The organism is Caballeronia sp. dw_276 (assembly GCF_018449635.1).
GTDB lineage: Bacteria > Pseudomonadota > Gammaproteobacteria > Burkholderiales > Burkholderiaceae > Caballeronia.
In genome coordinates this window covers 39118-58287 of sequence record NZ_JAAVUV010000011.1, presented here as the reverse complement: position 1 = coordinate 58287, position 19170 = coordinate 39118, and the positions used below count along the sequence as shown (strand labels likewise).

General features: G+C 60.8%; 14 protein-coding genes. 11 read left to right on the top strand and 3 right to left on the bottom strand.

The features are described from left to right. Positions 1–92 precede the first annotated feature (92 nt). The 7 genes from nudB to HB633_RS22205 all read left to right on the top strand — a co-directional run bounded on the left by nudB (position 93) and on the right by HB633_RS22205 (position 9091). Positions 93–569 (top strand): dihydroneopterin triphosphate diphosphatase, encoded by a 477-nt coding sequence (nudB, locus tag HB633_RS22235; protein WP_213780485.1) that lies wholly within the window; start codon positions 93–95, stop codon positions 567–569. Then, positions 569–1846, top strand: a complete 1278-nt coding sequence (locus HB633_RS22230) for a phospholipase D-like domain-containing protein (protein WP_213780484.1) — start codon at positions 569–571, stop codon at positions 1844–1846. The genes nudB and HB633_RS22230 overlap by 1 nt, the downstream gene beginning before the upstream one ends. 183 nt (positions 1847–2029) lie before the next feature. Then, a complete protein-coding gene (locus tag HB633_RS22225; protein ID WP_213780303.1) occupies positions 2030–2629 on the top strand; it encodes a TetR/AcrR family transcriptional regulator in 600 nt (199 codons plus the stop codon). 93 nt (positions 2630–2722) lie between these two features. Beyond that, on the top strand, positions 2723–4510 hold the full coding sequence (locus tag HB633_RS22220) for an acyl-CoA dehydrogenase C-terminal domain-containing protein (protein WP_213780302.1): 1788 nt from the start codon (positions 2723–2725) through the stop codon (positions 4508–4510). A 74-nt stretch (positions 4511–4584) separates the two neighbouring features. Beyond that, entirely contained in the window at positions 4585–7020 is a 2436-nt protein-coding gene (locus HB633_RS22215; RefSeq protein ID WP_213780301.1) for a 3-hydroxyacyl-CoA dehydrogenase NAD-binding domain-containing protein, read from the top strand. 30 nt (positions 7021–7050) lie between these two features. Beyond that, positions 7051–8250 carry an acetyl-CoA C-acyltransferase gene (locus tag HB633_RS22210; RefSeq protein WP_213780300.1) on the top strand — a complete coding sequence of 400 codons (1200 nt, stop codon included), beginning with the start codon at positions 7051–7053 and terminating at the stop codon, positions 8248–8250. Positions 8251–8326: 76 nt separating this feature from the next. Continuing rightward, entirely contained in the window at positions 8327–9091 is a 765-nt protein-coding gene (locus HB633_RS22205; protein ID WP_213780299.1) for an enoyl-CoA hydratase, read from the top strand. 15 nt (positions 9092–9106) lie between these two features. Here the strand turns inward: HB633_RS22205 and fdhD are convergent, their stop codons facing one another. Next, complete coding sequence (fdhD, locus tag HB633_RS22200) at positions 9107–9946, bottom strand: formate dehydrogenase accessory sulfurtransferase FdhD (RefSeq protein ID WP_213780298.1); 840 nt, start codon at positions 9944–9946, stop codon at positions 9107–9109. 194 nt (positions 9947–10140) lie between these two features. On the opposite strand from fdhD, the gene HB633_RS22195 reads away from it, so the two are divergent. Both HB633_RS22195 and HB633_RS22190 read left to right on the top strand, forming a co-directional pair. After that, positions 10141–10617 (top strand): nitrate reductase associated protein, encoded by a 477-nt coding sequence (locus HB633_RS22195; RefSeq protein ID WP_213780297.1) that lies wholly within the window; start codon positions 10141–10143, stop codon positions 10615–10617. A gap of 102 nt (positions 10618–10719) precedes the next feature. Next, a complete protein-coding gene (locus tag HB633_RS22190) occupies positions 10720–13905 on the top strand; it encodes an EAL domain-containing protein (protein WP_213780296.1) in 3186 nt (1061 codons plus the stop codon). On the opposite strand, the gene HB633_RS22185 is transcribed toward HB633_RS22190, so the two are convergent. Beyond that, the gene (locus tag HB633_RS22185; protein WP_213780295.1) at positions 13851–14261 is read right to left on the bottom strand and encodes an acyl-CoA thioesterase; all 411 of its coding nucleotides are present in this window, start codon (positions 14259–14261) and stop codon (positions 13851–13853) included. The genes HB633_RS22190 and HB633_RS22185 overlap by 55 nt on opposite strands. A 267-nt stretch (positions 14262–14528) precedes the next feature. Between HB633_RS22185 and HB633_RS22180 the strand changes: the two genes are divergently transcribed. Next, complete coding sequence (locus HB633_RS22180) at positions 14529–16403, top strand: ABC transporter ATP-binding protein/permease (RefSeq protein ID WP_213780294.1); 1875 nt, start codon at positions 14529–14531, stop codon at positions 16401–16403. Between the two features lie 54 nt (positions 16404–16457). Here HB633_RS22180 and HB633_RS22175 read toward each other — a convergent pair whose 3' ends face one another. Next, positions 16458–17849, bottom strand: a complete 1392-nt coding sequence (locus HB633_RS22175; RefSeq protein ID WP_213780293.1) for an MFS transporter — start codon at positions 17847–17849, stop codon at positions 16458–16460. A gap of 287 nt (positions 17850–18136) precedes the next feature. Here HB633_RS22175 and HB633_RS22170 point away from each other — a divergent pair, with 287 nt between their 5' ends. Next, the gene (locus tag HB633_RS22170; protein ID WP_213780292.1) at positions 18137–19105 is read left to right on the top strand and encodes a LysR family transcriptional regulator; all 969 of its coding nucleotides are present in this window, start codon (positions 18137–18139) and stop codon (positions 19103–19105) included. Positions 19106–19170 lie beyond the last annotated feature (65 nt).

Sequence of the window (19170 nt, the reverse complement as noted above, 5' to 3'; positions counted from 1 at the left end):
TCCGAAACGAAAAAGGCGCTTGATGCGCCTTTTTCGTTTTTTGGGTTACATTCGTCGGCCAGCTTCCATGAATGGCCGCACCGTCTCCAAAAATGCTCAATCCGCCGAAAATCCCTGAATCCGTTCTCGTTGTAATCCACACGCCCGAAATGGACGTGCTCGTCATCGAGCGCGCCGATCGGCCGGGGTTTTGGCAATCGGTGACCGGCTCCAAAGATCACGTCGATGAACCCTTCTCGCTCACCGCCGCGCGCGAAGTGGCGGAGGAGACGGGCATCGTGGTCGGCAGCCCGGGCGTGCCGGAGCGCTCGCTCATCGATTGGCATCACCAGATTGAGTACGACATTTATCCGGAATGGCGGCATCGATACGCCGAAGGCGTCGTGCGCAACGTCGAGCACCAGTTCAGCCTGCTCGTGCCGCACGGCATTCCAGTGACGCTCGCGCCGCGCGAACACACCGCGTTTCTGTGGCTGCCGTTTCGCGAAGCGGCGGCGAAATGTTTTTCTTCATCGAACCGCGAGGCGATTCTGCAATTGCCCGAGCGCCTCGCGGAGCACAGCCGGTGATGGGTTTCGGCGGGCCTTCTCGTCGCTTTGCGCGGCTCAAGCAGGCGTTGTTTCGCGGGCGCCGCCCGGGAAGGTTGTGCTTCACCATCAACAACACGGTCAAATTGCTCAAATCCGGCGATGCGTTTTTCCCGGATTTGATCGGACGCATCGACGCCGCGAAGCACGAGGTATCGCTCGAAACCTACATTTTCTGCGACGACGCGGCCGGCCGTGCCGTTTCCGCTGCGTTGATGAACGCAGGGCGGCGGGGCGTGCATGTGCGCGTGATCACGGATGGCATCGGCACGGCGAAGCTCCCGCTCTTCGATGAATGGCCCGCGGCGAACGTCGAGCATCGCATTTATAACCCGCATTTGTTCGGGCAGCTCGGGTTCTCGCGCACGCATCGGAAGCTGGCGGTGATCGATCGCCAGATTGCGTTTTGCGGTGGCATCAACATAGTCGATGACTACGAGCAGAACGGCGTGCGGATCGAGTTCGCGCGATGGGACTTTGCATTGGAGACCCAAGGGCCAATAGTTTCCGATGTGCGCGAAGCCTTCGATCTTCAATGGCAGCGAATTCGTCTCGGCGTGAAGCCGCGCAGTTCGAGCGTGAAAGACCAAAACGCGAAGCCCGGCGATTCATCCCGAAGCAGCCGGCGCGCGCTGCGGGCGCGTCTGCGGGCGCGGCGGGGCATGATTCACGCCGTTGACCGGCCGTGCGTGGCGTTTGTCGCCCGCGATAACCTCCTGAACCGGCGCGCTATTGAAAAGGCGTATCTGGCGGCCATCTCGCACGCCGAAAAAGAGGTGATGCTCGCGAACCCGTACTTCATGCCGGGCCGCAAACTACGGCGCGCGCTGGTTCGCGCCGCGCAGCGCGGCGTGCGCGTGACGCTGGTGATCGGCAGGAAGGAGTTTGTCGCGCTGGATTACGCGACGCCTTTTCTGTATCGGAACTTGCTGAAATCGGGCGTGCGGATCGCCGAGTACGAGAAAACCATGTTACACGGGAAGGTGGCCGTGGTGGATTCGAACTGGGCGACGGTCGGCTCGTCGAATCTCGACGCGCTGAGCCTCGTGCTGAACAACGAGGCGAATATGGTGCTGGTGAACCACGAGAACGAGATCGTGAAGCTGCGCGACTCGATCCTCGTGGCCTACGAAGACGCCCGGCCGATCACACTCGAGCAATATGCGGCGCGTCCGGCTGGTGAGCGTCTGCTTAATTGGCTCGCGTACAACGCGTATCGAACGATGATGAAAATGCTCACCATCGGCCGCTACGATTGACGTGCTCGGGCCAGCCCCACTGGCCTCGGAACCACAAACCGGCACAAACTTGAGCCGTGTCCCATCGGCGCGATGAAAAGTTAGACCCCGGTTTCTAATAAAAAGCTTGTTTCAGGAACGGTCGGCTACAATAATCGTACGGCCGTTCGATTTTATTTCGATTAAATGAAAACGGTAAAAATCATGCGAAAAGGCGAACAGACACGAGTCGCAATCCTCGACGCCGCGTTGGACCTGGCTAGCCGGGACGGACTTGAGGGATTGACGATCGGCTTGCTGGCCGAGCGGATGCAGATGAGCAAGAGCGGCGTGTTCGCGCACTTCGGTTCGCGCGAGGATCTGCAAGTCGAAGTGGTGAAGGAATATCACCGCCGCTTTGAAGACGAAGTGTTTTACCCGAGTCTTCGCGAAGCACGCGGTTTGCCGCGTTTGCGTTCCATGTTGGCGCGCTGGATGGAAAAGCGCATCGAGGAAGTGACGACGGGCTGTATCTACATCAGCGGTGCGGTGGAGTACGACGATCGCGCCGACAGTGCAGTGCGTGATCAACTCGTGCATAGCGTGACGACTTGGCGAGCAGCGCTGACGCGCGCGATCAACCAGGCGAAGGACGAAGGCCATTTGCGTGCGGACACCGATCCTGCGCTGATGCTTTTTGAACTCTATAGTTTCACGCTCGGTCTGCATCATGACGCGCGCTTCCTGCATTTACCGGAGGCAGTGCAACTGACGCGGGACGCGCTGGAAAAAACGATTGTTTCGTATCAAAGCAACGGCCATTAGGCGTCGACGAATCAGCTAATCAGCAGAACGCGGTAACGCAGCGGATTCGGCGGCGCTCAGGGCCCAAGCTTCCTGGACACTTGGAGATGAAGAATGGGACAGTACACAGCGCCGCTGCGTGACATGCAATTCGTGTTGCACGAATTGCTCAACGTGGAAAACGAGGTCAAGAACATGCCTAAGCATGCGGACCTCGACGCCGACACGATCAATCAGGTTCTGGAAGAAGCCGGCAAGTTCTGCGCCGAAGTGCTCTTCCCGCTGAACCAGGTGGGCGATCGTGAAGGCTGCACGTATGAAGGCGATGGCGTCGTGCGCACGCCTGCGGGCTTCAAGGAAGCCTACAAGCAATACGTGGAAGCGGGCTGGCCTGCTCTCGGTTGCGATCCGGAATACGGCGGCCAGGGTTTGCCGGCGTTCGTGAACAACGCGCTCTTCGAAATGCTGAACTCGGCGAATCAGGCCTGGACGATGTACCCCGGCCTTTCGCATGGCGCCTATGAGTGCCTGCACGCGCACGGCGCGCCCGAGCTGCAAAAAGCGTACTTGCCGAAACTCGTCGATGGCACCTGGACCGGCACGATGTGCCTGACCGAACCGCATTGCGGCACGGACCTCGGCATGCTGCGCACGAAGGCGGAGCCGAACAGCGACGGTTCCTACGCCATCAGCGGCACGAAGATTTTCATCTCCAGCGGTGAGCATGATCTGGCCGAGAACATCGTGCATCTGGTGCTGGCTCGCTTGCCGGGCGCACCGAATGGCACGAAGGGCATCTCGCTTTTCATCGTGCCGAAATTCATTCCGACGGATGCCGGCGCTCCCGGCGAACGCAATGGCGTGAAGTGCGGTTCCATCGAACACAAGATGGGCATTCACGGTAATTCAACGTGCGTGATCAATCTGGATTCGGCGAAGGGCTGGCTTGTCGGCGAGCCGAACAAGGGCTTGAACGCCATGTTCGTGATGATGAACGCCGCGCGTCTGGGCGTCGGCATGCAAGGGCTCGGGCTGACGGAAATCGCATATCAGAACTCGTTGACGTATGCGAAGGAACGCCTGCAAATGCGCTCGCTGACCGGGCCTAAAGCGCCTGAGAAGGGCGCTGATCCGATCATCGTGCATCCGGATGTTCGTCGCATGTTGCTCACGCAAAAGGCCTACGCCGAAGCGGGCCGTGCGTTCACGTACTGGGCGGCGCTCAACATCGATAAAGAACTGTCGCACGCCGATGAAACCGCACGCAAGGACGCAGCCGACCTGGTCGCGCTGCTGACGCCGGTCATCAAGGCCTTCCTGACCGATAACGCGTTCGAAGGCACGAACATGGGCATGCAGATCTACGGCGGCCACGGCTTCATCTCCGAATGGGGCATGGAGCAATACGTGCGCGATGCCCGCATCAACATGATCTACGAAGGCACGAATTCGATTCAGGCGCTGGACCTGCTCGGCCGCAAGATTCTTGGCGATATGGGCGCGAAGCTGAAGAAGTTCGGCAAGCTTGTGACGGACTTCGTGGAAGAGGAAGGCGTAAAGCCGGAGATGCAGGAATTCATCAACCCGCTCGCGGACATTGGCGACAAGGTGCAGAAACTGACGATGGAAATCGGCATGAAGGCCATGCAGAATCCGGACGAAGTCGGCGCCGCTGCCGTGCCTTATCTGCGCACCGTCGGGCATCTGGTGTTCTCGTATTTTTGGGCGCGCATGGCGCGTATCGCGCTGGATAAAGAAGCCGAAGGCGATCCGTTCTACAAGGCGAAGCTCGCCACTGCGCGTTTCTACTTCGCCAAGTTGCTGCCTGAAACGGCATCGACGATTCGCGCCGCGCGCGCCGGATCGAAGACGCTGATGGAATACGACGAAGCCTTGTTCTAGGCCTCTTTTGCTATGCGCTTCGTCCTGATGGACGTGGCGCATCGTCATACCGAATATCCCTCCCGGAGACAAACGTGAGCAATCTGAACATACGCAAGGTGGCGGTGCTCGGCGCCGGCGTGATGGGCGCGCAGATCGCTGCGCATCTGATCAACGCCCAGGTGCCGGTCCTGCTGTTCGACCTGCCGGCAAAAGAAGGTCCGAAGAACGGCATCGCGTTGAAGGCGATCGAGAATCTGAAAAAGCTGTCGCCCGCGCCGTTCGGCGTGAAGGAAGACGCGCAATATATTCAGCCCGCGAATTACGACGACGACATCGAGAAGCTGAAAGAGTGTGATCTCGTGATCGAAGCCATCGCCGAGCGCATGGACTGGAAGCACGATCTCTACAAGAAGGTTTCGCCGTATATCGGCGAGAAGGCGATTTTCGCGACGAACACGTCGGGGTTGTCGATCACGGAGTTGTCGACGGGCTTTTCGGACGAGTTGAAAGCGCGTTTTTGCGGCGTGCACTTTTTCAATCCGCCGCGCTACATGCATCTGGTCGAACTCATTCCGACCGATACCACGCAGCCGCAAATTCTCGATCAGCTCGAAACCTTCCTGACGAGCGTGGTCGGCAAGGGCGTCGTGCGCGCGAAGGACACGCCGAATTTCATCGCGAATCGCGTGGGCGTGTTTTCGATTCTCGCGGTGATCGCGGAAGCCGAGAAGTTCGGACTGCGTTTCGATGAAGTCGATGACCTCACCGGCGCCCGTCTCGGTCGCGCGAAATCGGCGACGTTCCGCACGGCGGACGTGGTCGGTCTCGACACCATGGCGCACGTCATCAAGACGATGCAGGACAACCTGCCCGACGATCCTTTCTTCGCGTTGTACGAGACGCCGGCGGTGCTTGCCGGGCTGGTGAAGAACGGCGCACTGGGACAGAAGTCGGGCGCGGGTTTCTACAAGAAGGAAGGCAAGGCCATCAAGGTGCTGGACCCGAAGACGGGAACGTATGTTGATGGCGGCGGCAAGGCGGATGAACTCGTCGGCCGCATCCTGAAGCGGCCGCCTGCAGAACGCCTGAAGCTCCTGCGTGAATCGCAGCATCCGCAAGCGCAATTCCTGTGGTCCATCTTCCGCGATGTGTTTCATTACATCGGCGTGCATCTGGAATCCGTTGCGGATAACGCGCGCGATATCGATCTCGCCATTCGCTGGGGTTTCGGCTGGAACGAAGGCCCGTTCGAAGGATGGCAAGCGGCGGGCTGGACGCAGGTCGCGCAATGGGTGAAGGAAGATATCGATGCAGGCAAGGCGTTGTCGAAGGCGCCGCTGCCATCGTGGGTATTCGATGGTCCCGTGGCCGAGAAGGGCGGCGTGCATACCGCTGAAGGCGCGTGGTCGCCGAGCGCATCGAAATTCATCCCGCGTTCATCGCTCGATGTCTACACGAAGCAGGTTTTCCGCGCGCCGCTGATTGGCGAAGCGGGCGTCGATCCGAAAACCTACGGCAAGACGCTGTTCGAAACCGATGCCGTGCGCGCCTGGGTCGATGACCGCGCGGGCGAAGACGACGTCGTGATCGTATCGTTCAAGAGCAAGATGAACACGATCGGACCGGCGGTGATCGAAGGCCTGACGAAGGCCATCGAACTGGCCGAAGCCGATTACAAGGGCGTCGTGATCTGGCAAACGTCGGCGTTGAAACTCGGCAATCCGGGCGGCGCGTTCTCGGCCGGCGCGAACCTCGAAGAAGCCATGCCCGCGTTCATGATGGGCGGCGCGAAGGGCATCGAACCGTTTGTGAAGAACTTCCAGCAAGGCATGTTGCGCGTGAAGTACGCGAGCGTGCCGGTGGTCGCGGCTGTGTCGGGCATTGCGCTTGGCGGCGGTTGCGAACTCGCGCTGCATTCGGCCAAGCGTGTTGCGCACGTCGAGACTTATATGGGGCTGGTGGAAGTGGGCGTGGGTTTGGTGCCTGCCGGCGGCGGCTTGAAGGAAGCGGCGTTGCGTGCGGCGACCGCGGCTACCGCCGTGAATGCGACGAGCGATCTGCTGAAATTCCTGCAGAGATCGTTCGAAAACGCCGCGATGGCGAAGGTCTCCGCATCGGCTTTGGAAGCGCGCTCGATGGGTTATCTCAAGCCATCCGACACGATCGTTTTCAACGTGCACGAATTGCTCGATATCGCGAAGAAGGAGGCGCGTGCGCTCTCAGCGGCCGGTTATCGTGCGCCGTTGCGTAACACGCAGATTCCGGTGGCCGGGCGTTCGGCGATCTCGACCATCAAGGCGTCGCTCGTGAACATGCGCGACGGCCGCTTCATCAGCGATCACGATTTCCTGATCGCGAGCCGTATCGCGGAAGCGGTGTGCGGCGGAGACGTGGAAGCAGGAAGTTTCGTCGATGAAGAATGGTTGCTGGCGCTCGAACGTCGCGCGTTTGTCGACTTGCTCGGCACTGCGAAGACGCAGGAACGGATCATGGGCATGTTGCAGACCGGCAAGCCGGTTCGTAACTAAGGCGCGGGCAGGACTTTTGGAGAGCTGCAAATGAGCAAACAAGTGCAGGACGCATACATCGTCGCCGCGAGCCGGACGCCTATCGGCAAGGCGCCGCGCGGCATTTTCAAGAACACGCGCCCAGACGAACTGCTGGTCCACGCGATCCGATCAGCGGTCGCGCAAGTGCCCGGGCTGGATACGAAGCTGATCGAAGACGCGATCATCGGCTGCGCGATTCCAGAAGGCGAGCAAGGGCTGAATGTGGCGCGTATCGGCGCATTGCTGGCCGGCTTGCCGAACACCGTTGGCGGCGTGACCGTGAACCGGTTCTGCGCATCGGGCGTGACCGCGCTGGCGATGGCCGCCGACCGGATTCGCGTCGGTGAATCGGATGTGATGATCGCGGGTGGATGTGAATCCATGAGCATGGTGCCCATGATGGGCAACAAGCCGTCGCTGTCGCCGCATATCTTCGATCGCGATGAAAACGTCGGCATCGCCTACGGCATGGGTTTGACCGCCGAACGCGTGGCCGAACGCTGGAAGATCAGCCGTGAAGCGCAGGACGCATTCTCGGTGGAATCGCATCGGCGTGCATTGGAAGCGCAGCGTACCGGCGAATTCGACGATGAAATCGCCGCGTTCACGCTGAACGAACGTTTCCCGGATCTGGCGACGGGCGAGATTCGTGTCAACGCGCGCGAGATCAAGAACGACGAAGGCCCGCGTCAGGACACGACCATGGAAGGCCTTGGCAAATTGCGTCCGGTTTTCGCCGCGAAAGGTTCGGTCACGGCCGGCAACAGCTCGCAAACGTCCGATGGCGCCGGCGCGTTGATCGTGGTCAGCGAGAAGATCCTGAAGCAATTCAACCTGACGCCGCTCGCGCGTTTCGTGAGTTTCGCGGTGCGCGGCGTGCCGCCGGAAATCATGGGCATCGGGCCGAAGGAAGCGATTCCCGCAGCGTTGAAAGCGGCCGGTTTGACGCAGGACGATATCGACTGGATTGAACTCAACGAGGCGTTCGCGGCGCAATCGCTGGCTGTGATTCAGGACCTGGGGCTGGATCCATCGAAGATCAATCCGCTTGGCGGCGCGATCGCGCTGGGTCATCCGCTCGGCGCAACGGGCGCCATTCGCGCCGCGACGGTCGTGCACGGCTTGCGCCGGCGCAACCTCAAGTACGGCATGGTGACCATGTGCGTGGGAACGGGCATGGGCGCGGCGGGCATTATCGAACGGATGTAAGCGCTAATCCGTTAAGGCATAACGACGGTTCGCGCGCCTTCCGGTTCGCGAGCCGTTATTCATTCAGGAGACAAGAATGGACATCATCACGGAACACATCGACGGCGTTTTGAGCATCACGATCAATCGCCCGGCACGCAAAAATGCGCTGACGGCCGAGATGTATCAAACCATGGCCGATGCTTTCTTCGATGCCGAAAACGATCCGTCAGTGCGCGTGGTGCTGATTCGCGCTGCAGGCGATACGTTCAGCGCCGGCAATGATCTCGAAGACTTCATGAAAGCGCCGCCTTCGAAGCCGGACGCGCCCGTATTCCAGTTTCTGCGCCGGATCAGCACGGCGCAGAAACCGGTCGTGGCGGCTGTGGCCGGCGGGGCAGTGGGTATCGGTACGACGATGCTGCTGCATTGCGACCTGGTTTATGCCGCATCGACGGCTAAATTCGTGCTGCCGTTCGTGAACCTCGGGTTGTGTCCGGAAGCCGCGTCGAGCCTGCTTTTGCCGCGCATTGCCGGTTATCAACGGGCGGCAGAAAAGCTGCTGCTTGGCGAACCGTTCGATGCAAACGAAGCCGCGAATATGGGGATCGTGAACCGGGTTTTATCGGCGGAGGAGGTCGGTGATTTTGCGTTCGCGCAGGCGAGGAAACTCGCGGCATTGCCGCCGGCATCGCTGAAGGCGACGAAGGCGTTGATGAAGGGCGGTCAGGCCGATGAAGTCAGCGCGCAGATGGCCAAAGAGGCGGAATACTTCTCCAGCATGCTGACTTCGCCCGAAGCGAAGGAGGCGTTCACGGCATTTTTCGAGAAGCGCAAGCCGGATTTCAGCCGGTTTAATTGAGCAGAAGGGCGCGTATCAAATGCCTTGCACGCGCCCGTACTCCACAAACCCGTTCTCGCGCGCAAAACTGACCAGCCGCAACCCGGCTTTTTCCGCGATGGAAATGGCCAGCGATGTCGGCGCGGAAATCGTTACGAGCATCGGCACGCCGACTCGTGCCGACTTGCGCACGAGTTCATAACTCGCCCGGCTCGATAAAAACACGAAGCCTTGCGTGGTATCCACGCGTTGCAGAACGAGATGGCCGATCAGCTTGTCGAGCGCGTTGTGACGGCCGACGTCCTCGAAAGCGTATTTGACGGCGCCGGTTTCGTCGCACCAGGCGGCGGCGTGCAATCCGCCCGTCAACTTCGACAACTGCTGGTGCGCCGGCAGTTCACGCGCGGCGTGGGCGATGGCGTCATCGGCGAGACGGGTCAGGAAGCCTGTATCCGGCACGCGTTCGGGCTGCAAATCCAGCAGATCGATACTTTCGATACCGCACACGCCGCAACCCGTTCGTCCGGCCAGCGCCCGGCGTTTCTGCTTTAGCGCGACAAATGCCTGCTGCACGACCTGCAGATGCACTTCGGCATGCGGCAGCGTGTCGCCCTCGGCGTTGTGGAAAAACACCTCGATGTCGTGAATGTCACTGCCGCGCTCGACAATCCCTTCGGTCAGCGAAAAACCTACCGCAAAGGCTTCCAGATCGCGCGGCGTGCACATCATCACCGCGTGCGAAATGCCGTTGTAGACGAGCGCGACGGGCCATTCCTGACCAACGTCGTCGGCGGTCTCGCGGATCTCGCCCATTCTGTGACGCTTGACTTGACGTTCCACGTAACCGGGTTGATCGTCGATATCTGTCTCATTCATGATCTGGTTCTCTTGCTAATTGCTTACGATGTCGCGTTTTAGCCGCTACCTATAAGAATTTATAAGAGAAATCCGGGCATAACGCTTGCTGCTTTATGGTGCAACAGACACACTACAAGCCGTTCAAGGCCCTACGATAACCTACAGCGGCCTCACTCGCTTCCCTTGACCCTCTCGCCCACGAGGCACTCGCCATGGCACTTTACGACGCTCCGCGCCTGTTCGGATTCGAACTGGAGTCGACTGAGAATCTGAGCTTCATCCCGCTCGTCGTGCGTTTTAATCTGGATCGATTCGGACAGCGCATTTCCCTCGATGAATGGCGCCGCCTGCCGCACAGCGACCGCGAATTGCTCGCGCGCTTTCCGGTGGAGGACGACGCCGCCATCGAACCCGCGTTCGATCAAACTATTGCCGAAATGCTGCGCACGCACGCCGATGCAAAACCCGAAACGTTCGCCCCTGACAGCGACCCGATCTGGGCGCATACGGACGTCGTGCCGGAAAGCGTGATCCGCCAGAGCAGCCTGTGCGGCATCGGTTCGCCAAGCCTCGGCCGCTGGTCCGAGCTGTCCGCCTTCCAGCGTTATGCGCTCGCCAAGTTGTCGCGCAAAAGCGAGGTGAACCACGATTTCGTCCCCGCCATGAAAGAGTTCGGTCTCGCTGATTAAGCGCTTACTCTAAATTCCCCGCATTCCCTGCCGATAACCTGTATTCGAACCGACGGCTCGCGTTCACTCCCAAAGCGCGCGCCGTGGACGGTTATCGGAACCATGAAATCAATCTTCTCGCGCCGCCTGCTGGTCAACATCGCGGTCGTCCTCGTGGCGATGGGCGCGAACGCGTTCGTCGCTTACGAGCAGATCGGGCTGCAAGGTAACGCCGACGTCCGCACCCGGCGCTCGCTCAGCCTGATGCGCGACCTGGATGCATATCGAAGCGCGCTCGGCGGCAGTCTTCCGGAAATCGGCCGCTATGAAGCGACAGGCGTGCTCAAACCCGCCGATGTCCGCGCGGATCTCGAATCACACGTCGATGCGCTGGAAAGCGGCCTGCGCGCCCAGTTCGCGTTCGAGCCGGGCATGCACGGCGCCTTCGACGCCCTCGCGGAAAGCGCGCGTATTGCCAAGCGCGACGCGCATTCGGCGTTCGAACGCGCCGCGGCCGACGCACCCGGCGCCACGCGTGACTGGGCGCGCGCCGCATTCGTGCGCTTGAGCGAAGACCAGGAAACGCTCGATGTCGAACTGGCGCAGTTGCGCGCCCGGGAATCCGACTCGCTTGCCGCCACGCTGAATGAATCCGCCCGTGCATCGAGCCGCGCGGTGTTCCTGCTGATCGTCTCCATGCTCGCTGGCGGCGCCGCACTCATGTACACATTCGCCAGCCACGAGCGTTCGTCGCGCGACAAGTTGCGCATCGCGCGGGCCATGCAGCGCAGCAACGAGCGTTTCCGCGATCTGTTCGACGCGCATCCCGTGCCCATGTGGATTGTCGATGGCGACACATACCGGTTCGTCGCCGTGAATCCGGCGGCGCTTTCGCATTACGGCTACACCGAGCTCGAATTCCTTTCGATGTCCGTGCGCGATCTTCACGCCGATAACGACTTCGACAAGTTCACCGCGTTGCTCGCGCGCAGCGCCGGAGATCACCCGGGCAGCCAGCATTCAGCGGGCGTGTGGCGCCACAAGCGGCACGACGGCGCGGAAGTCAGCGCTGATATCTCGTCGCATTCGCTTACGTATTCGGGGCAGCCGGGCATCTTCATGCTGGCCAACGATGTCACCGACCGGATCAACGCGGAAACCGAAGCGCGGCGCTCGAAGCAGATGCTCGAGTCGCTCATCGATAACATTCCGCAGCGGATTTTCTGGAAGGACCTCGAGTCGCGCTATCTGGGCTGCAACTCCGCGTTCGCGCGCGATGCCGGGCTCGCCCGCAAGGAGGATGTCATCGGCATGACCGATTGCACGCTGCCCTGGGCTGCGGCCGGAAAACTGCTTCGCGCCGAGGACAATCTGGTCATCGCGACCGGACAGCCGGTCATGAATCAGGAGCGCGACTTTTTTGTCCGCGGCGAGATGCGTACGTCCCTGACGAGCAAGTTGCCGTTGCTCGACGGGGCGGGGCGGATTATCGGCGTGCTGGGTACTTACGACGACACGACCGGCCGCAAGCGCTCGGAACTTGCGCTGCGCCTGCAAAGCCGGGCGCTCGACGCCTGCGTGAACGCCGTGCTGATCACCGCGACGACGGGCAAAGGCAACGTGATCGAGTACGCGAACCCGGCGTTCAAACGCATCACGGGTTACGACCCGACGGAGATCGTCGGCCGGGATTGCCGTTTCCTGCAGCGCGATGACCTCGACCAGGAAGGGCTCAACGCGATCCGCGCAGGCCTCGCCGCGAACCGCGAAGTGAGCGCGGTGCTGCGCAATTACCGCAAGGACGGCGTGCTGTTCTGGAACCAGTTGCTGGTCGCGCCCGTGCCCGATGCAAACGGCCAGACGACACATCACGTCGGCGTGATCAACGACGTCACCGAAGTCATCCGATACCAGGAGCAACTCGAATATCAGGCCAACTACGACGCCCTCACGCGCCTGCCCAACCGCAATCTGCTGCGCGACCGGCTGCAGGAAGCGATCGAACGGGCGCGTGCCGGGGACACGACGCTCGCCGTGGTTTTCGTCGATCTGGATGGCTTCAAGAACGTCAATGACAGCCTGGGACACAGCGTCGGCGACCGTTTGCTGTCCGTCGTCGCCGAGCGGCTCGCGCGTTGCGGGCGCACGGGCGACACCATCGCGCGTCATGGCGGCGATGAATTCGTCGCCGTGCTGCCCGATATTGCGTGCGAGAGCGCGCTGATCGGCTGGATGGAGCGCGTTCGCAGTGCTATTTCAGACCCTGTGTGGCTCGATGGAACCGAACTGTACGTGGGCTGCAGCATGGGCGCGAGCCTGTTCCCGCAGGACGGCGCCGACGCCGAGACCGTGCTCAAGAAAGCCGACCTCGCGATGTATCGCGCGAAAGACATGGGGCGCAACACGTATCAGTTCTATCAGCCGGAAATGAACGCTAGCGTGGGCGCGCGGATGAACGTCGAGCGGCGGTTGCGGCGTGCGTTGCGCGACGGCGAATTCCTGCTGCACTACCAGCCGCAAGTCGACCTCAAGACGGGCGATGTCGTCGGCATGGAGGCGCTCGTGCGCTGGATGGATCCGGAATTCGGGCTTGTATCGCCGAGTTCGTTTATTCCGGTTGCCGAAGAATGCGGGCTGATCGGGCCTTTGGCCGAATGGGTCTTGCGCGAAGCGTGCCGGCAGAACAAGGCGTGGCAGGACGAAGGTTTGCCGCTCGCGCGGATGTCGGTGAATTTGTCGGCGCGGCAGTTCCAGCAGCGCGATATCCGGGAACTGGTGACATCGGTGTTGACGGAGACCGGCCTCGAGCCGCAGTTCCTCGAACTTGAACTGACCGAAAGCGCGATCATGCACAACGCCGACGAAGCCGTGACAACCTTGTCCGATCTCGCGACGCTCGGCGTTGGAATTGCCATCGACGACTTCGGCACCGGGTATTCCAGCCTCGCTTATCTCAAGCGTTTCCCGGTGCACCGGCTGAAGATCGACCGCTCGTTTGTTGCGGATATCGGCACGCCGAGCGGAAATGAAACGATCACGTCGGCGATCATCGCGCTCGCGCATTCGCTCGAACTGCAAGTGATCGCGGAGGGCGTCGAAACGGCGGCGCAACTCGATTTCCTGATTGCCCGCGATTGCGACGAAATGCAGGGTTTTTTCTTCTCGCAGCCGTTGCCCGCCGAAGATATCCCCGCGCTTTTGCTCAGCAATCAGATGCGGATCGCCGCGCGCGCTGCCAACCTTGATAACGCAATTCAGTCGAGCGCGGGCAGTGCGCGCGGACGGCGGTCGCTGTCGGTGGCCACGTAGGTCAGCGTTGCTTCCGTCACCTTGACGACGTCTTGCGCGAGGCTCATGCGCTGCGCGTAGACCTCGACGGAAACCGTCACCGACGTATTCCCCGTCTTCACGATATCCGTGTAAAAGCTCAGCAGATCGCCCACGAACACGGGCTGCTTGAACACGAACGAATTGACGGAGATGGTCGCCACGCGCCCGTTCGCGCGCCGGCTCGCCGGAATGGACCCAGCGATATCGACCTGCGCCATGATCCAGCCGCCGAAGACGTCGCCGTGGACGTTGGCATCGGACGGTTGCGGTACTACGCGCAGCGCGACCGGCTTGTTCGGGAGTTGCAGAGATTCGGTCACGAGCTTGAGTTCCATTAAAAGTGGCGTCCGGCCGGTCAGCGCGGCAGGGCGCCTTCTGCGACAATGCAGGATTAAACGATGTTGCCCCGCGCTTGAACGATTTTGAATCGTTTAGCAGGCTTTTAGGGCGCTGCGCTGCGCAGGTTTTGTCCGGCGGCGGCGCCGCGCAAGCATCGAATTGTACGGGAAAGCCCGCATTCTGAGACGGGCGCCCGCCCGCAATACATCCTGTGTCCGCGTGGTTTCGTTATACGGCGCGGGACCTCTGCAGACCTCGAATCCATGCGCCGCAATTCGCCCTCCGAACCCGTTCCTATAGCCCACGGCCCGCGCAACGACTGGCAGACCATTCGTTCGCTGCTGCCTTATCTCACCACGTACAAGTGGCGCGTGGCGTTTGCGCTCACGTGCCTGATCGGCGCGAAGGTGGCGAACCTGGGCGTGCCGATCGTGATGAAGAAGGTCATCGACAGCCTCAGTTCCATCCAGCATCTGACCGCGCTCGGGCGCGCGCAGGATTCGGCGGCGATCATTCTCATCAGCGGTGTTGGTTTGCTCGTGGTGGCGTACGCGATCGTGCGCCTGTCCACTTCGCTTTTCACCGAACTGCGCGAAATCCTGTTCGCGAAGGTCACGGAAAGCGCCGTGCGGCAACTCGCGCTGAAAGTGTTCCGGCATTTGCATTCGCTGTCGTTGCGGTTTCATCTCGAGCGGCAGACTGGCGGCATGTCGCGCGATATTGAGCGCGGCACACGCGGCATTCAGCAACTCGTTTCGTATTCGCTTTACAGCATCTTGCCGACGCTCGTTGAAGTCGGCCTCGTGCTCGGGTTTTTCGTCACGAAATACGAAGCGTATTACGCCATCGTCACGCTGATTGCGCTGGTTACCTACGTGGTCTTCACGATCAAGCTCACCGAATGGCGCACGCATTTCCGCCGCACAATGAACGATCTGGATTCGAAGGCGAATTCGCGCGCCATCGATTCATTGTTGAATTACGAAACGGTGAAGTACTTCGGCAACGAGGAATGGGAAGCACAACGTTACGACGAAAATTTGCTTCGATACCGAGCCGCTGCGATTCGCTCGCAGCGCTCGTTGTCGGTGCTCAATTTCGGACAGCAGTTCATTATTGGCACGGGACTGGTCTTCATCTTGTGGCGCGCAACGCAGGGCGTGATTGCCGGACGCCTCACGCTCGGCGATCTCGTGCTGATCAATACATTCATGCTGCAGCTTTATATCCCGCTGAATTTTCTGGGTGTGGTGTATCGCGAACTCAAGCAAAGTCTCACGGACATGGACCGCATGTTCACGTTGCTCGGCGCAGGACGCGAAGTGCCCGATGCGCCCAATGCGCTGCCGCTCGCCGTCAATGGCGCGCAAGTGCGTTTCGAAAACGTGAGTTTCTCCTACGAAAGTTCGCGGCCGATCCTGCACAACATCGACTTCACGATTCCCGCCGGGACCACGACGGCCGTTGTCGGCCACAGCGGTTCGGGCAAGTCCACCCTCGGCCGACTGCTCTTCCGTTTCTACGATCTCGACCGCGAACAAGGCGGACGGATTCTGCTCGATGGCCAGGATATCCGCGACGTCACGCAGGATTCGTTGCGTGCGGCGATTGGCATCGTGCCGCAGGATACGGTGCTCTTCAACGATTCGATCTATTACAACATTGCATATGGCAGGCCATCGGCTTCCCGCGACGAAGTGATCGCGGCGGCGCGTGCGGCGCATATTCATGAGTTCATCGAAAGTCTGCCGGCGGGGTATGAAACGCCGGTCGGCGAGCGCGGATTGAAGTTGTCGGGTGGCGAGAAGCAGCGTGTGGCGATCGCGCGGACGTTGCTCAAGAATCCGCCGCTTCTGATCTTCGATGAAGCCACGTCCGCCCTCGATTCCAAATCCGAACGCGCGATCCAGCATGAACTCGATCTGATCGCGCGGGAGCGCACGACGCTGATCATTGCGCACCGGTTATCGACGGTCGTGCATGCACAGCAGATCATCGTGATGGATCACGGACGGATCGTGGAGCGCGGGACGCATGCGGATTTGGTACGCGCCGGTGGGTTGTTCTCGCAGATGTGGGCGTTGCAGCAGCAGAAGGCAGTGGAGCCGGAGGCCACGATAGAAGCGGTGCGCGCATAAAAAAGCGTCGATGCCGGCAGAAGGCATCGACGCTTTTTTAGCACTCACCGGACGTCATTCGGTCGCATGCACCAAGGTCCCGGAACCGCCGTGCGCACCGCCCACCATTTCCGGCGATGCCCACCTCAACCATTTCGTACGCAGCGCCAACAGGAACCCAAACGCAACCACCGCCAGCACGCCGAACGTCGCGAATCCCATCTGATAGCTGCCGGTACTTTCGCGAGCCATCCCCATGATCACCGGCAGATAAAACCCGCCGATTCCGCCAGCCGCCCCGACAATCCCCGAAAGCAGGCCCGTCTTGCCTTTCCACCGCTGCGGCACGAGCTGGAACGTCGAGCCATTGCCCAGCCCGAAGCAAAGATAAAGACAAACCAGCAACGCGATACCGCCCGCCACCGGCGGCATCCAGATGGCAAACGCGAAATCAGCCGCAGCAATCACCGCGAGCAAAACCAGCAGCGCCCTCACGCCAGTCACACGATCCGCAAGGTACCCGCCAAACGGCCGCACGATAGCGCCGAGCGCGGCGAGCATCGCCATGAAGAGGCCGGCTTCGATCTTCGGCATCTGATAAAGATTGGTGAGCAGCAACGTCACATACGAAGACATGCCGACAAACCCGCCGAACGTGATGCTGTAGATCAGCATGACGACCCACGTATCGCGTTCGCCGAGCACGGCGCGGTAATGTTTTGGCAACACGGCGATTGCGAGCAGCGCGCCCAGCACCGGCAGCAATAAAACGCCAGTACGTCCGCCGCCAAACACCCCGCCATGCACGGCAAGAACCAGCACGATCAACCCGGCCAGCGTGATCACGAAACTGCCCATCGCGCGCGATGTACTGCCGTTTTTTACGCCCGCGTCCGACGCCCACGCGAACAATGCAATCGCCGTGATCGCGAGCAAGGGCAATGCGGCGGCGGTTGCCATCTTCCAGCCGAAGGCATCGGCGAGATGGGGGAAGAGGAAACCATCGAGCACCGCGCCGATGTTGCCCGCCGCCGCCAGCCCCAGAACCAGGCCCTGCACTCTGGGCGGATAGTTGCTGCCAGCCATCGGCAACGCGACGGCGAAGCTCGCACCGCCCATGCCGAGAAAGACGCCCAGCACGAGCAACAACGAATACGACGGCGTGCCCGACAACAGCGGCAACACAATCGTCGGAACCGATGAAAGCAACACGCCCATCAGCGCGACGCGCCGGCCATTGGTGGATTGATACAGGTTGCCGAGCGTCACGCGCAGGATCGCGGCGGCCAGGACCGGCACCGCGACGAGGAAGCCTTGTTGCGCGGCGGTCATCGTGATGTCTTTGCTGATGAAGGGCGCGAGCGGACCGTAGAGCACCCAGACGGTGAAGCCGGTATCGAAGTAGAGGAAGCACGCAACCAGCGAACGCCAGTTGCCGCTTTTCAAGGATGTGATCAGGTTTTTCATCGGGTCCTCTGGATGGGCTGCAGCGCGGGGCCGACGAGAAATTGCAAGCATCATGCCAATGAAATCCATCTTTTCCGCCGATGCCCGCGCAAGCGAATGGCGGCGCGCTTCTGCGTCGGTTCAAAGATGTTCGAGTCGATAACTGCACGGGAGCGGGCGCGCACCGGTAACGCTGCGCCGCAGCACCGGGCAAGTGCGCCCGGCGTAACAATGGTGCGAGCGCTTCATGCGCAACGGTAAAATGCCGATGCGTCCACGACGCACCCCAACCAGCCCGAAGGCGCAGCATGGAACTGAAATGGCTCGAAGATTTCGTCTCGCTTGCGGAGACGCGCAGTTTCAGCCGCTCGGCTGAATTGCGGCACATCACGCAACCGGCGTTCTCACGACGCATCCAGGCGCTCGAAGCGTGGCTCGGCACGGACCTGATCGACCGTTCGGTCTATCCAACGCGCCTCACGCAAGCCGGCCAGGTTTTCTACGAACAAGCGCTCGCCATGCTTTCGCAATTCCACGAAGCACGCACGCTCTTGCGCGGACAGACCGGCGTGCCCGATGCAACCATCGACTTCGCGGTTCCCCACACGCTCTCGCTGACCTATTTTCCGCGATGGCTTCAGCACATCGAAGCGCGGCTGGGCCGCATTAACACACGTTTGCGTGCGCTCAACGTGCACGACGCGGTTTTATCGCTGGTGGAAGGCGGCTGCGATCTGGTGATGGGTTATCACCATCCGAGCCACCCGGTCGCACTCGATCCCGCGCGCTACGACATGCTCACGCTCGGCGCCGAATTGATCAGCCCGTTTTCATCGGTGAACAAGGGCGGCCGGGCGCGCTACGTGTTGCCCGGCGCCGCCGATGCCCGCGTCCCGTACCTTTCGTACACGCCCAATGCCTACCTTGGACGCATGACGGAGGTGATCATTGCGACATCGCCGGCGCGGCTGTATCTCGAAAAGGTCTACGAAACCGACATGGCCGAAGGTCTCAAGGCGATGACCCTCGCCGGTCACGGCGTGGCGTTCCTGCCGCACAGCGCGGTAGCCAATGAAGTCGATGAAGGCCTGCTGATCCGTCTCGACCGGGGAACGCGCGGCACGCCCGCAGGTCAGTTCACGCTGACCATGGAAATTCGTTTGTATCGTGACAAGATGGCGTCAAAGGGCGACGACCCGCGTCAGGCGCTGATGCGAAATCTCTGGGAAGCGGTAGGCGAAGAGATATCGCGTTCGGTTGAAACCCAGACTCCATAAGCTTTCGGGGCGTTATGCAAGAAAAACATAACGCAATGATGAAACGGCATTGGATTTCAATAAGC